The organism is Mycobacterium sp. smrl_JER01 (genome assembly GCF_048513595.2).
Classification (GTDB): domain Bacteria; phylum Actinomycetota; class Actinomycetes; order Mycobacteriales; family Mycobacteriaceae; genus Mycobacterium.
On sequence record NZ_JBLXXK020000001.1, the window covers coordinates 4,723,778 to 4,737,816 of the forward strand.

The 14,039-nt window shown below is 68.5% G+C and carries 14 protein-coding genes and 1 pseudogene; 10 read left to right on the plus strand and 5 right to left on the minus strand.

What is annotated here, in order from left to right; genetic code table 11:
- Nucleotides 1-116: 116 nt before the first annotated feature.
- Together ACNUDN_RS22075 and ACNUDN_RS22080 are read right to left on the minus strand one after the other, a co-directional pair.
- Nucleotides 117-365, minus strand: a pseudogene (locus ACNUDN_RS22075) (DNA-formamidopyrimidine glycosylase family protein); the annotation flags it as partial.
- A 4-nt stretch (nucleotides 366-369) separates the two neighbouring features.
- Nucleotides 370-753: a phage holin family protein gene (locus ACNUDN_RS22080; RefSeq protein ID WP_419123886.1), complete on the minus strand. Its 384-nt coding sequence runs from the start codon at nucleotides 751-753 to the stop codon at nucleotides 370-372.
- Between the two features lie 130 nt (nucleotides 754-883).
- Between ACNUDN_RS22080 and ACNUDN_RS22085 the strand changes: the two genes are divergently transcribed.
- The 3 genes from ACNUDN_RS22085 (at nucleotide 884) to ACNUDN_RS22095 (ending at nucleotide 3,514) form a co-directional block, all read left to right on the plus strand.
- Nucleotides 884-1,786 carry an AurF N-oxygenase family protein gene (locus ACNUDN_RS22085; protein ID WP_419123887.1) on the plus strand — a complete coding sequence of 301 codons (903 nt, stop codon included), beginning with the start codon at nucleotides 884-886 and terminating at the stop codon, nucleotides 1,784-1,786.
- Entirely contained in the window at nucleotides 1,783-2,574 is a 792-nt protein-coding gene (locus ACNUDN_RS22090; RefSeq protein ID WP_419123888.1) for a DUF4873 domain-containing protein, read from the plus strand. Before ACNUDN_RS22085 ends, ACNUDN_RS22090 begins: the two co-directional genes overlap by 4 nt.
- 67 nt (nucleotides 2,575-2,641) lie before the next feature.
- Nucleotides 2,642-3,514 carry an LLM class flavin-dependent oxidoreductase gene (locus tag ACNUDN_RS22095; protein WP_419123889.1) on the plus strand — a complete coding sequence of 291 codons (873 nt, stop codon included), beginning with the start codon at nucleotides 2,642-2,644 and terminating at the stop codon, nucleotides 3,512-3,514.
- Between the two features lie 24 nt (nucleotides 3,515-3,538).
- On the opposite strand, the gene ACNUDN_RS22100 is transcribed toward ACNUDN_RS22095, so the two are convergent.
- Complete coding sequence (locus ACNUDN_RS22100; protein WP_419123890.1) at nucleotides 3,539-4,906, minus strand: nucleotide disphospho-sugar-binding domain-containing protein; 1,368 nt, start codon at nucleotides 4,904-4,906, stop codon at nucleotides 3,539-3,541.
- A gap of 328 nt (nucleotides 4,907-5,234) precedes the next feature.
- On the opposite strand from ACNUDN_RS22100, the gene ACNUDN_RS22105 reads away from it, so the two are divergent.
- The 4 genes from ACNUDN_RS22105 (at nucleotide 5,235) to ACNUDN_RS22120 (ending at nucleotide 9,649) form a co-directional block, all read left to right on the plus strand.
- Nucleotides 5,235-6,365 carry a polyprenyl synthetase family protein gene (locus ACNUDN_RS22105; RefSeq protein ID WP_419123891.1) on the plus strand — a complete coding sequence of 377 codons (1,131 nt, stop codon included), beginning with the start codon at nucleotides 5,235-5,237 and terminating at the stop codon, nucleotides 6,363-6,365.
- Nucleotides 6,365-7,873, plus strand: coding sequence for a phytoene desaturase family protein (gene crtI, locus ACNUDN_RS22110; RefSeq protein WP_419123892.1), 1,509 nt, complete (start codon nucleotides 6,365-6,367; stop codon nucleotides 7,871-7,873). The genes ACNUDN_RS22105 and crtI overlap by 1 nt, the downstream gene beginning before the upstream one ends.
- 47 nt (nucleotides 7,874-7,920) lie before the next feature.
- Nucleotides 7,921-8,859, plus strand: coding sequence for a phytoene/squalene synthase family protein (locus ACNUDN_RS22115; RefSeq protein WP_419123893.1), 939 nt, complete (start codon nucleotides 7,921-7,923; stop codon nucleotides 8,857-8,859).
- A 79-nt stretch (nucleotides 8,860-8,938) separates the two neighbouring features.
- A complete protein-coding gene (locus ACNUDN_RS22120) occupies nucleotides 8,939-9,649 on the plus strand; it encodes a class I SAM-dependent methyltransferase (RefSeq protein WP_419123894.1) in 711 nt (236 codons plus the stop codon).
- Between the two features lie 21 nt (nucleotides 9,650-9,670).
- Here ACNUDN_RS22120 and ACNUDN_RS22125 read toward each other — a convergent pair whose 3' ends face one another.
- Nucleotides 9,671-10,849, minus strand: coding sequence for an ROK family protein (locus ACNUDN_RS22125; protein ID WP_419123895.1), 1,179 nt, complete (start codon nucleotides 10,847-10,849; stop codon nucleotides 9,671-9,673).
- 86 nt (nucleotides 10,850-10,935) lie between these two features.
- Between ACNUDN_RS22125 and eda the strand changes: the two genes are divergently transcribed.
- The 3 genes from eda (at nucleotide 10,936) to ACNUDN_RS22140 (ending at nucleotide 13,228) form a co-directional block, all read left to right on the plus strand.
- Nucleotides 10,936-11,589 carry a bifunctional 4-hydroxy-2-oxoglutarate aldolase/2-dehydro-3-deoxy-phosphogluconate aldolase gene (gene eda / locus ACNUDN_RS22130; protein WP_419123896.1) on the plus strand — a complete coding sequence of 218 codons (654 nt, stop codon included), beginning with the start codon at nucleotides 10,936-10,938 and terminating at the stop codon, nucleotides 11,587-11,589.
- Entirely contained in the window at nucleotides 11,586-12,797 is a 1,212-nt protein-coding gene (locus ACNUDN_RS22135) for an MFS transporter (RefSeq protein WP_419123897.1), read from the plus strand. Before eda ends, ACNUDN_RS22135 begins: the two co-directional genes overlap by 4 nt.
- Nucleotides 12,798-12,916: 119 nt before the next feature.
- The gene (locus tag ACNUDN_RS22140; protein WP_419123898.1) at nucleotides 12,917-13,228 is read left to right on the plus strand and encodes a hypothetical protein; all 312 of its coding nucleotides are present in this window, start codon (nucleotides 12,917-12,919) and stop codon (nucleotides 13,226-13,228) included.
- Here the strand turns inward: ACNUDN_RS22140 and ACNUDN_RS22145 are convergent.
- Nucleotides 13,225-14,034, minus strand: a complete 810-nt coding sequence (locus ACNUDN_RS22145; protein ID WP_419123899.1) for an alpha/beta fold hydrolase — start codon at nucleotides 14,032-14,034, stop codon at nucleotides 13,225-13,227. The genes ACNUDN_RS22140 and ACNUDN_RS22145 overlap by 4 nt on opposite strands.
- Nucleotides 14,035-14,039 lie beyond the last annotated feature (5 nt).

The window sequence follows — 14,039 nt, forward strand, 5'->3', positions numbered from 1 at the left end:
AGCCGCTTCTGCGTGCCGGCCTCGGTGAGATCGAAACCGGCCGCCTCGCCCGGTGTGCCCAGGTGCACCCGCAGCGCGATCGGTCCCTTGCCCGGCTTCAGAGGCGCGGCGGCCAGCCTGTCCGACCACCGCAACCAGCCGGCGCGCGACAGATGGGTGATCAGGTACAGGTCACCGGCCCGCAGCCCGAGATACTTGCCCCACCGCTCGGCCCCGGTCACCTCTCGTCCGTGCAGCGCGCTGATCGGCGGGGCGAACGTCTTGAGCACCGACAGCGCCGCGACATCCACCCGGCCGACGGTCAGCCCCACCGCGTGCCTACGAAGATGATCGGCGAGCGCTTCGACCTCGGGGAGCTCAGGCATGCCTTCAGTCTGCCCTGACGACCAGCGAGAGCAGCCAGCTCACCACCGACAACACGATCGCCGCCCAGATCGCCGTCCACCAGAACTGGTCGATCGCGAGCCCCCAGTGGGTGGTGTGTTCGGTGATCCACGACGTGATCCACAACATCAGGGCGTTGATCACCACGTGGATCAATCCCAGCGTCAGGATGTACAGCGGGATCGAGACGATCTGCACGATCGGTTTGATGACCGCGTTGACCAGTCCGAAGATGACGGCGACGACGAAGATGACGCCCACCCGCGCCGCGGTGGTGTCACCGCCGACGAATTCGATTCCGGGCACCAGCAGCGTAACCACCCACAGCGCGAGCCCGGTCAGGCCGGCCCGAAGTACAAACAAACCCATGCCGCTCATGATCCTCTGCCCGGACCGGTCCGATGGCGATACCGCGAGTACCCGGTACCTGAGGTATTGACTTTCCGTTCCGGTACTCCCTACCGTCGAGGCACGCTCACGTCGAAGAAGGGACATCGCGATGACGGCTCCGGCGGGTTCACGGGTGACGAGTCGCGAGGAGTTCGCCGAGCGCCTGCTCAAAGGGTCGGTGAAGAAGTCATACGCGCCGGTGGTCGACATCGACTGGGACGCACCGCTGGATCCGGACAAGTTCTTTCTGCCGCCGAGAACCGTCTCGTTGTACGGCACCGCTCTGTGGGACGCGATGACGCGCGAGCAGCAGATCGAGCTGTCCCGCCAGGAACTGGCCAACACGCTGTCTGCGGGGATCTGGTTCGAGAACATTCTCAATCAGGCGCTGTTGCGCAAAATTATGCACCAGGACCCGACTGCGCGGGCCACCCACTACGAACTCACCGAACTCGGCGACGAGACCCGTCACATGGTGATGTTCGGCAAGGCCATCGACCGGATCGGCGCGAAGCCGGTGCGGCCCAAGCGATATCAACGCGTCATCATCAACACGCTGCCGTTCGCGTTCCAGGGTTCAATGCTGTGGATGGCAGCGCTGATCGGCGAGGAGATATTCGATTCGCTGCAGCGGCAGATGATGGACGACCCCGAGCTGCAGCCCATGGTTCAGCGTCTGATGCGCATCCACGTCACCGAGGAGGCCCGGCACATCCAATTCGCCCGTGACGGTCTGCGTAAGCGGGCGCCGCACCTGGGCCGCATTCCACGGATGCTGGTGGGCAACATCAACGGGGTGGGCGGGTTGTTCTTTCGGCACCTGTTCACCAACCGCGTCCAGTACGCCCGGGTCGGGCTGGATTCGCGACAAGCCCGTCGTATGGCGCGGGCAAGCACACACCGCCGGGAGGTCCAGGTGAGCGGCTTCGCACCGTTGGCTGCCTTTCTCGAGGACGTCGGCCTGCTGGGCCCCGTCGCGCGGCGGCTGTGGAAGCGCGGTGGCTTTCTGTGACCGGCACCTGGCCGGGGATCGGCGCCGATGCCGATAGCGGTGCCGGTGCGGTCGCCTATCTCGATGCCGACACGGTCGCCTATCTCGACGCCGACGCGACCGCCGGTGCCGAGTTCGACGAGACAACTCACACCTGGACGATGGGCGGAGCCCGCGCCCGAGTGATCGTCTCGACCGACGGCACCCTCCCGGCAGCCTCGAGCGCCGGCGACGCTGGGCTGCCCTACCTCGGCGTCGCCGTGCACGGGGTGCCGAACTACTTTCTGATCACCGGACCCGACGTCGCGGCCCAGAAGGGCTATATCGCCAGGTGTCTCGACCTGATGGCCCGGTCCGGCGCCACCCGCATCGAGGTGCGCCTCAGCGCCCAGCGGTACTACAACGACCGTTCGTCCGGCAGGACGCACCGGGGCGGCCGCTACTGGCGCCGGGTCGGCAGGCGGATCCCGTCCGCCTTCGATGTCCGTTCACTGCGGGGTGAGGACGGACCGGAGGACACCGTCTACGACGGGCCCGCGACGCTCGCGGTCGATGACCGGCTGCACCGGGTGCAGGTGCGACTGGCCGGTCATCTCGATCCGATAGACGGCCACTACCACTGGCAGGGAACGGTTCTCGATCCCGGATTCGACGTCCGGCTGCCGCGGGAGGTGACGGTGAGAGTCGGTGATCGCACCGCCCTGGGGCGGCTGACCGAGCGGACCCCGTGGTCGACGTTCACCGTCACCGGGGTCGGCGCTCCACCGTTCGCGCTCGACGACGTCGAGGTCGAGGTTCCGCTTCGGTAAGCGATTCGGGCATCGGCATACTAGAACGTGTTCTAGCATGCCGATGCACCGACCAGCAGGAGGCGATGTGCGTTTCACCTATGCCGAAGCGATGACCGACCCCACCTTCTACATCCCGCTGGCGCGGGCCGCCGAAGCCGCCGGCTATCACGCGATGACGATTCCGGACAGCGTCGCCTACCCGTTCGAATCGGATTCGAAGTACCCGTACACCCCTGACGGGAACCGGGAGTTCCTCGACGGCAAATCCTTCATCGAGTCGTTCGTCCTGACTGCGGCGTTGTGCGCGGTGACGACCACGCTGCACTTCAATCACTTCGTGCTCAAGCTGCCGATCCGCCCGCCGGCGCTGGTCGCCAAGCAGGCCGGCTCCCTGGCGGCGCTGTTCGACAACCGGCTCGGCCTCGGCGTCGGTACCAGTCCGTGGCCCGAGGACTACGAGCTGATGAACGTCCCTTTCGGCAAGCGCGGGAAGCGGATGGACGAGTGCATCGACATCATCAGGGGCCTGACATCGGGTGACTATTTCGAGTATCACGGCGAGTTCTACGACATCCCCAAGACGAAGATGACTCCGGCGCCGTCGAAACCGGTTCCGATCCTGATCGGCGGACATGCCGATGCCGCGCTGCGCCGGGCGGCCCGCAATGACGGCTGGATGCACGGCGGCGGTGAGCCCGAGGAACTGGACGTGCTCATCGCCAAGCTCAACCGGTTCCGCGCCGAAGCGGGCACCGAATCCGCCGACGATTACCAGGTCCACGTGATCTCCATCGACGCGTACACCCCCGACGGGATCAAACGGCTCGAGGACAAGGGCGTCACCGACGTCATCGTGGGCTTCCGGATCCCCTACATCGACGGGCCCGACCCCGAGCCGCTGGAGGACAAGATCCGGAACCTGGAGATGTTTGCCGAGAACGTCATCGCCCGGGTGTGAGGTGCCGGGGGGTGTGAGGACCGGTCAGGCGTCGCAACAGCGTTTGAGCGTGTTGGCGATCGCGTCCACCGGTGTCGACGATTCGATGACGCCGCGCAGCCGCTGCGCCGCGGCGCGGTAGCGGCCCTCGCGCCGGATGGCGTCCACGGCGGCGCGGATCTCCTCGGGTGAGGGGGTGGGTGTCTTGAGATCGATGCCCACCCCGGTGTAGTCGACCCGCGCACCCACCTCGGCTTTGTCCGAGGTCTCGCCCGCGACGACGACCGGAACACCGTGGCTGAGCGCGTACTGGACTCCTCCGTAGCCACCGTTGGTGATCATCACGTCGACGTGCGGCAACAGCGCCGAATAAGGGATCCAGTCGGCGACGCGCGCGTTGTCCGGGATCGAGCCGTGGAAGCGCTGGCCCTGCCGTCCTCCGGTGGTGGCGACCACGACCGTGTCGGGGCGGTCGGCCAGGGCCTGCAGGGTGGGCGCGATCAGCTGATCCAGGTCGGCGTTGTCGAACGTGCCCTGGGTGACGTGCACGACCGCCTCGGCGCCGGCCAAGTCCCCCCACCAGTGCGGCGGGGTGAAATCCTCCGGGCAGTCCTGCAGCACCGGGCCGACAAACTCGAACGTGGCCGGCAGGTCGCTGCGCGGATACTCGAACTCGGGCACCGACAGCTGCACAAAACCGTCGGCCAGCCGGGACCAATCACTGATGAAGACCGGAGAGGCAGGGGAATTCGCCCGCTGCAGAGCGTGATTGAACTTTCTCTGACTCGACCGCATGATGACCCGATGCGCGACGGCCGTCATCCGCCGATAGTCGGCATCGGGTTCAGGCTGCCAGGCCATACCGAACGGCGGGGTGTCCCGGCTCGAGATCGTCACCGGACTCACTCCGCACACGATCACCGGGGGCCGCGGCGAGTCCCGCAACAGCATCGGCAGCACCCCGGTGAACGTCACATCGGCCAGGATGGCATCCACGCGACTCGCACGCAGCACCGTACCGAGCGACTGTGCTTCTGCGACAAGCGGTTCGGTGAACACCGAAGCCAGCTCGGCTCGCCCCAGCCAGAACCGCCGCGCGGCGGCCGGCACTCTGCGCAACACCGGCGGCGCCGCCGCGGGAGGTTCGATGCGGACCGTGTCGGGCAGGGTGATGGTCGACAAACCGGCGCTGCGCGCCGCTTCGGCGAACTCCACACCGGTCAGCACCGAGACGTCGTGCCCGAGCATCTGCAGGCCGACGCCGACGTCGATCATCGGCATCACGTGTCCCCTCAGCGGGGTGGCGGCGAGCAGATAGTGGGCCAAGCCGGAATCCTTCGTTGTCGAGGAGCCGCAGCTCCTGTCGTGGCCGGCCGGGACGACGGCACCCACGACGCTCTTGTCCAGCGACATTACTGGCCGTCGCCGGTTCGCTGGGCGGCGGCAGCACCGGCCTGCTGCGCAGCAACGCTACCCGTTTCGTCCCGCACCACCGAAGACGCTGCGGGCACTGTTCGGACTGCTCTCGATCGTCCGTCGAATGTCCTTCGAATATCTATGTGGCCGGGCGGGACTGGCGCCCACCCGTAGACTGCGCGAAGCGGCACGATGCGCGGTCGGCGGCGCGTGGCACGACCGGGCGAAGACCGGGCAGGCGTGACTGCATAAGCACCACAAAGCTGGGTATGAAGTGCGCCGATGACATGCGGCGCAGAAATTCGACCACTTCGGGGCGGTGGCGATGAATGACACCGGGGGCGCTTACGACGCCGATCCCACCGGTTCGTCCACCCAGCTCGCCGCGGACGCGTCGCGGCCCGCATCGCACTGGCATGCGGCGGTTCGCGGATCGGTGTTGGAGGCGGTTGCCGAGTTCCTCGACGCCCGGTGTGCGCGCGCACTCGCCGACACTGGCGTGGATATCGCTGATCCCGTGTTACGCACGCTGGTCACCGACGGTAAGTGCCTGCGCTCGACGTATCTGTACCTGGGCTGGCTGTGTGGCGCCGACGCCGGCGGTGCGGCGGTCCGGGCCGCCGCCAGCCTGGAGTTCCTGCACGCTTTCGCGCTGATGCAGGACGATGTGATGGATCAATCGCCGATGCGCCGCGGCCACCCGAGCGCCCACCGTGCCTTCGGTGAATGGCATCGTCATCGCCGGCTGCCGGGCTCTGCGGCCCGGTTCGGCGAATCCGCCGCGGTCCTGCTCGGCGACCTGTGCCTGGTGTGGTCCGAGCAGATGCTGCGCGAGAGCGGGTTGCCCGGGGCTGCGCTGGCCCGGGCGTGGCCACGGTATGACGTGATGCGCACCGAACTCGCGGTCGGGCAGTTCGCCGATCTGGTCAACGACGCCGCAGCGCTCCCGTCGTTGGAGGATGTGCTCGACGTCGCGCGACGCAAGTCCGGCAACTACACCGTGCGCCGGCCGTTGGAGATCGGCGCGGCGCTGGCCGGCTGCGATGACGGACTGCTCGGCGCCCTCGGGGACTACGGCGGCGCCGTCGGCGAGGCCTTCCAGCTGCGCGATGACCTGCTGGGCGTGTTCGGCGCTCCCGAGATCACCGGCAAACCGGTGGCCGCCGACCTCGCCGCGCGCAAGGCGACGACCGTCGTGGTGGCCGCCCACCAGTTGGCCGACGGCGCGCAGCGTCGCCGGCTGACCGGTTTCATGACGGCCCGAGAGCTGACCGCCGATCACATCAGCGCCTGGCAGGCCATGATCGCCGACATCGGCACCGTGGAGTGGGTCGAGGAGTTGATCGACCGTCGCCTCGCGTGGGCTCTGGATCGTCTCGACGGCGCACCGCTGACCGGCGACGTGCGCACCATCCTGGCCGGTATGGCATCCAGCTGCGCCGATCGGAAGGCCTGATGCGCACCGTGACCGGCCGCACCGACCGCGTCGTCGTCGTCGGTGCCGGTCTGGCCGGTCTGTCCGCTGCACTGCATCTGGCCGGGCGGGGCCGCCAGGTCACCGTCGTCGAACGAGGTCCGCACCCGGGCGGCCGGGTGGGCCGGGCGGATCTGTCCGGCTACCGCATCGACACCGGCCCCACGGTGTTGACGATGCCCGACATTCTCGACGAGACCTTCGCCGCGGTCGGTGAGTCCACCGCCGCCCGACTGACCCTGACACCGGTGTCACCGGCCTACCGCGCCTCATTCGCCGACGGAAGCAGTCTCGACGTTCACGGCGACGCCGTGGCGATGGCGGCGGAGATCGAGCGATTCGCGGGGTCACGCGAAGCCGAAGGCTATGAGCGGTTGCGCCGCTGGCTCACCCGGCTCTACCAGCTCGAGTTCGACGGATTCATCAACGCCAATTTCGACTCACCGCTGGCGCTGCTCACCCCACAGCTGGCACGGCTGGCCGCGGTCGGCGGTTTCCGCCGGTGGGAACCGATGATTCGCCGGTTCCTCACCGACGAGCGACTGTTGCGGGTGTTCACGTTCCAGGCGCTCTACGTCGGTGTCCCACCGAGGCAGGCGCTGGCCGCCTACGCCGTCATCGCCTATATGGACACGGTGTCGGGCGTCTACTTCCCGCGCGGCGGGATGCGGGCGCTGCCCGACGCGCTGGCTGCCGCCGCCAGTGACGCCGGAGTCGAGTTCTCCTACAACTCGGCGGTGTGCGCGCTGGAACGCTCCGGCGATCGGGTGACAGCGGTGTGCACCGAAAACGGCGCACGGTTTGCCGCTGACGCGGTGGTGCTCACCACCGAGCTCCCGGACACCTACCGGCTGCTCGGGCGTAGGCCGCGCCGGTTGCTGGCGCTGCGGCCCGCGCCGTCGGCCGTGGTGGCACATGTGGGGTGTCAGGCCGCTGTCCGAGGGGACGGGGCCCACCACACCATCCTGTTCGGGGATGCGTGGGACCGCACGTTCGACGAGATCATCGACCGGGGCAGTCCGATGACCGACCCGTCGCTGCTGGTGACCCGACCGACGGTCGGCGACCCGACACTGGCGCCGCGGCACCGCGACCTGCTCTACATTCTCGCCCCGGCCCCCAATATCGCAGTGGGGACGATCGATTGGGAGGCCGAAGGACCCGGCTACACCACCCACATGCTCGACACCGTGACAGCGCGCCTGCCCTGGTTGGGCCAGGACATGGAACTGCTGCATGTCGTCACGCCCCAGGACTGGGCCCGCCAGGGGATGGCCGCAGGCACACCGTTCGCGCTGTCGCACACCTTCGCCCAGACCGGCCCGTTCCGGCCGGGTAACACCATCCGCGGTATCGACAACGCGGTGCTCGCCGGTTCGTCGACCGTTCCGGGCGTCGGCATCCCCACCGCGATCGTGTCCGGTCGACTCGCCGCCGACCGGATCACCGGAACGGTCGAGCGCGGGCAACGTCGGACCGTGACGCAATGATCGGGGCGCCACAATGATCGGGTCGGAACAGTGATCGGGTCGGAACAGTGATCGGGTCGGAACTGGACGCAGCCGGTGTGCACGACCAGGCGCTGAGGCAGGCCTATCGGCGGTGCCGCGCCATCAACGCCGCGCACGGTCGGACCTTCTTTCTGGCAACCCGGCTGTTGTCGCCGGCCCAGCGTCCTGCCGTGCACGCGCTGTACGGCTTTGCGCGTCGCGCCGACGACGTGCTCGACGGTTTCGACGACCGCAGCACCGCCCGGCGAACCGAGGAATTGCACCAGCTGTCCACGGCGCTGTTTCGCCGTCTGGTGGAAAACCAGCCAGGCGGCGACGATCCGGTGCTCGACGCCGTGGTGCACACGGCGCGCACCTACGGCCTGGACTGGAATTTGTTCGACGGTTTCCTGGCCTCCATGCGGATGGACCTGACCGTCACCGACTACCCCGACCGGGCGGCGCTCGATCGCTACATGTACGGATCGGCAGAGGTGATCGGTCTGCAGATGCTCCCGGTGCTGGGCACGGTCACCACCACAGCCGAGGCCGCGCCGTACGCGGCGGCGCTGGGAAAAGCGTTTCAGCTGACCAACTTCCTGCGCGACATCGACGAGGATCTCACCCGTGGCCGGGTCTACCTCCCCGCCGACGAACTGGCCGCACATGGCGTGGACCGCCAGCTGCTGAGCTGGTGTCAGCGACAACGCAGCACCGACCCGCGGCTGCGTACCGCGCTGGTCGAACAGCATGCCCTGACCCGCCGGATCTATCGGCACGCCGAGCAGGGAATCGCGATGCTGCACCCGCGATCGCGGCCCTGTGTCCGTGCCGCACTGACGCTGTACTCGGAGATCCTGGACTGCATCGAGGCGATCGACTTCGCCGTGTTCTCGCAACGGGCGACGGTGTCGAACTCCCGCCGGTTACGGGTGGCCTCCGTCGGCTGGGCGCAGGCGCTACGTGCCCGGCGTCAGGCGGTGTGACGATCGCCCGGCGCGCGGTGAGCACCATTTCTGGCCGGTTGTCGCCGCAGCAGGCCCGAAGGGGTTAGCGTCGACCGATATGACCGCCAAGAACTACGACGTACCCGACGCATTCGACGCGGGCGCGGCAGCCTATGACGGCCTGGTCGGCGCGAACCCCGGCTATCACGAGCATCTGCGTCTCTCGGCGCAGCGCATGCAGTTGCCCGATCAGGGACGCGGCCTACGGCTACTCGACATCGGTTGCGGCACAGGCATATCGACTGCGGCGCTGTTGGCCGCGGCCCCGCGCGCCGAAATCGTGGCAGTGGACGGATCGGCCGGGATGCTGGCGCAGGCTCAAGCCAAACCGTGGCCCACCTCGGTGACGTTTGTGCACAGTCGCGCCGAGACACTCCGCGAGGCCGGGGTGATCGGGGAGTTCGACGGCATTCTGGCCGCGTATCTGATCCGCAACGTCGACGATCCGGACGCTGTGCTGACCACACTGCGGTCGCTGCTGCGAGCCGGTGGGGTGTTAGCCGCCCACGAGTATTCGGTGCGTGACTCGCGGGTGGCCGCCGCCATCTGGAATGCGGTCAGCACCGCGATCATCATCCCGGCCGGTAGATTCCGCTCGGGCGACGCGGCGCTCTACCGCTACCTGCGCCGCAGCGTCAACGAGTTCGACGGCGCCGAGGCGTTCCGTGATCGCCTCCGGCGCAACGGTTTTGTCGATGTTCAGAGTATGAGCGTGCCCGGTTGGCAGCACAACATCGTGCACACCTTTCTCGGCTGGGCGCCCCGGTAACCCGGGCAGCTCAGCTGCCGGTCACGCCGCGACCAGCACATCCACGGCTGCCGGGCCCAGCACCTGGTCGAGCACCATCAGGGCGCTGCCGATGCTGCCGCCGCGGTCGCCGCAGCCTGCGGGCAGGATCTCCAGGACGCGGGTGGCCAGCGCGGTGGCGTTGCCGTAGAGGGTTTCCCGCAGACCTGCCACGAAGATGTCGTAGGCTCCCGCCACGTCGCCGGCCACCACCAGCGCCGCCGGATTGAGCAGGTTCACCGCAGCCGCGAGGACCTCTCCGACGTGGCGCCCACTGTCACGGATCAGCCTGCGGGCCAGAGCATCTCCTGCGAGTGCCGCCTCGATGACGTCGCGTAGGTTCCGCACCGGCCTGCCCTCCTGTCGCAGTGCCGCCACCAGTGCCCACCCCGCGGCGACGGCCTCCAGGCACCCGATGTCACCACAGCGGCAGGCCCGCCCGCCTGCGGCCGGGGTCTTGTTGTGACCGAACTCCCCGGCAGCCCGGGTCGCTCCGCGCTGCAATGCCCCGCCTGCGACGATGCCGGCTCCCAGCCCGGTGGAGGCCTTGATGACGAGCAGGTCGTCGATGCCTCGACCGGCCCCGGCGCGCCACTCCGCAAGGGCGATGACGTTGGCGTCGTTACCCAGCACCACCGGCGCATCGGTGAGTTCTCGGAAGTACGGCGTGAGCGGCGCACCGTCCCAACCGCTCAGCACCGGGGTGTCCACGCTGCTTCCCCGCAGCGGGTCGACCGTCCCCGGCAGGCTCAGCCCTACGCCGAACACGGTGGCGGGCCGACCCGCCTCGGCCAGCAGCAGATCCAGGCGTTCGACCACATTGGGCATGAGGTCGTGGGGAGCCAGTCCCGGCTCGGAGTCGATGTCGGCGGCCGTGAGCACCTCCCCGGCCAGGTTGCACACCGCCAGCCGGGTGCGACTGCCCCCGACGGCAGCGGTGAGCACCACCCCGGCCTCGACGTTGAGGCTCAACAGCGCGGCCGGGCGGCCCCCGGTCGAGGGCGCCTGTTCCCGTTCGACGACCAGTGCGCGGGACGTGAGTTCGCTCACCCGCGCGTTGACCGCCGTCCTCGACAAACCTGTGAATCTGCCGATCTCGGTCCGCGTCAGCTCCCGCTTATCCCTGATCAAAGCGAAGACATCACCCACCGACGTCGCTGAGGAGGTCCTGAACAAGGCCATACAGCGAGCCTAACCTGCCTTACTTATGTATTCCAAATACTTAAGTTAAGTTGAATGCTCCATAATCCACCATTACCGTAGGTCCGGTGAAAGAGCCGAGATCCCTGCTGGATGTCGCGCCGGTGATGCCTGTCATCAGGGTGCGCCGCGCTGCCGACGCCGCCCCCGTGGCGCGTGCGGTCGCCGCGGCCGGCCTACCTCTTGTCCAGGTGGCCCTCGACGCGCCGGCCGCATTGGATGCCATCGCCCACATCGCCGACGAGGCACCCCACGTGATCGTCGGTGCCGGCGCGGTCTCACGCCCTGACGAGCCCGCTCAGGCCCGCGCGGCCGGGGCCGAGTTCCTCGTCGCCACCGCCGCGCGCGCGGACCTGTGCACCGCGATGCGCGACACCGAACTCCCCCATCTGCCGGGCGCCACCTCTGCCGCGCAGGCAGCGGCGCTGCTCGACGATGGCTATACCGACCTGGCGCTCCCTCTCGCGGCCGGCACCGGCGGGTTGCGCCTCCTCAGGGCGCTGGCGTCCTTCGTGCCCGACGCACGATTCCTGGTGTCCGGCGGCATCTCGGCCACCGACCTCACCGGCTACCTCGCGGCCCGCAACGTCGGATGTGTGGGCGCAGACTGGTTGGCCCCCGCCGATGCGGTTCGTCGGCGCGACTGGGACCGGATCCGTCGTCTCGCCGATGCCGCGCTGAAGCTGAGCACGCCGACCGTCGCCGCGGTGCGTGCGCTGTGACCGCCACCCTCGACCGCCCGTCCGGCCCCGTATCGGTGGTCGCCCCCGATCCGGTGGTGCGCTGGCTTGCCGTGATCGCACTCGCGCTGGGCGGCTTCGGCATCGGTACCACCGAGTTTGTGGCGATGGGCTTGCTCCCCGACATCGCACAGGGCATGGGCGTCTCGGAGCCCACTGCCGGGCATATCATCTCGGCCTACGCACTCGGCGTCGTGGTCGGCGCCCCGGTGATCGCGGCCGTGACGGCGCGGATGTCGCGCCGCCGGCTGCTGCTGGCGCTGATGGCACTGTTCACGATCGGGAACCTGGCCAGCATGCTGGCGCCCACGTACGGGACGCTGATCGCGGCCCGGTTCCTCGCCGGTCTGCCACACGGGGCGTACTTCGGCGTGGCCGTCCTGGTCGCCGCGCACCTGATGGGCCCCCGGAATCGGGCCAAGGCGGTCGCCCACGTGCTGACCGGCCTGACCGTCGCGACGGTGTTGGGTGTTCCGATCGCGTCCTGGCTCGGCCAATCCCTGGGCTGGCGAGCGGCTTTCGGCCTGGTGGTCGCCGTCGGGATCGTCACCGTGACCGCGCTGTGGTTCTGGCTGCCGTTCCAACTGAAATTCATGCAGGCGACCAGCCCGCTCACCGAGCTCGGCGCGCTGCGCCGTCCCCAGGTGTGGTTGGCGCTCCTGGTCGGAATGATCGGATTCGGCGGCATGTTCGCCGTCTACACCTACATCACCACCACCATGACCGATGTCGCCGGGATGCCGCGCGGCCTGGTCCCGCTGGCGTTGATGACATTCGGTCTGGGCATGGTGCTGGGCAACCTCGTCGGCGGCCGGCTGGCCGATGGATCGGTGGTCCGCGCGCTCTATCTGTCGATGGGCGCGCTGTCCGTCGTCCTCGCACTTTTCGTGGTGGCGTCGCACAATCCCTGGACGGCGCTGCTGGTGCTGTTCGGTATCGGGCTCACGGGTTCGGCGGTCGGCCCGGCCCTGCAGACCCGGCTGATGGACGTCGCCCACGACGCCCAGACTCTCGCTGCGGCACTCAATCATTCGGCGCTCAACATCGGCAACGCCACGGGGGCCTGGGTCGGCGGCGTGGTCATCGCGGCCGGCTACGGCTACACCGCCCCGGCCGCTGCGGGCGCGCTACTGGCGCTCGCCGGTCTCGCGGTGCTGACGGTGTCGGTACTGCTGCAGAAGCGGGACTGACACCCGAGGCACCCCTCCCCTCGGTGAGCGGCGGCGACGGCACCCACCGCCGGGACCAGGAACGTGGGCCACGTCACAAAACAGCGATTAACGCCGAACACTTTCGGGCATCCCGGACCATGGCGTTCAAACTCACATACTCCGATGGTCAAGAGTCCCAACACGATGACGACACCGTGTGGGAGATCGACGATGGCGTCCTGAAGCTGGGGCGCAAGAAGGGGCACTGGTCGGTGCTGTTGTCGCCGAGCCACTGGGCCGTCATCGAACTTGTCGACGGCGCACGTGACTCGACCGACGAAAAGTCCGATGGCGGGGACCCCGAAGACAGGGACTCCAAAGACAGGGACCCCAAAGACAGGGACCCCAAAGACAGGGACTCCGACTCCGACGACGACGGGGATTCTGGCTCCGGCTCCAAAGACCGCTAACCGGAACCGAATCCGGCGGCAGCCAGGATCAACGCCGCCACCTCCTGCGGCCTGGTGAGCAATGAAACGTGCGAGGTGTCGAGTTCGACTGTGTGTGCACCCATTCGGTGGGCCAGGAAGCGCTGCAGGTCGGGGTTGATGGTGCGGTCCTGGGTCGACACCTGATACCAGGACGGCTTGTCCCGCCAGGCAGCCATCGTCGTGCGCTCGGCGGGCAGGGTCGCCAGATTGCGCCCCTGCACCGCATACAGCGCACGGGCCCGATCCCACGGCACCCCTACGGCGAAGTCGTCCAGGAACGCGGACTCACTGAGCTGCGCATAACCGTCCGCGGCGACGATCACGCCCGCCGCCGCCGGAGGCGTCGGGAAACGCTTGGCCAGCGCAGGGAAGTCCTCACCGGCGTCGGGAGCCCGCGCCGCGACGTACACCAGTGAGCTGACCGACGGATCACCGCCGACCTCGCTGACCACGGTCCCCGACCACGAATGACCGGCGAGCACCGTGGGGCCCGGTTGCAGGGCGAGAACCCGCCGCGTCTCCGCAGCGGCGTCAGCGAGTGTCGTCAACGGGTTCTGCACGACCGCGACAGTCAAACCCGCCCGCTGCAGCCGCGGCACCACGTCGAGCCAGGATGAACCGTCGGCGTACAGACCGTGCACCAAGACCACGCCGGCGGCCCGCGTCCCGGCGACCGGGAGGTCCGCCGACGGGGTCTGCGCCCACGCGGTCGGCACGAGCGCGCCGGTGGCGACGCCGGCCGCCGCCGCCGCGATACCGCCGAAACTTCTTCTCGACACCGTCATCTCGC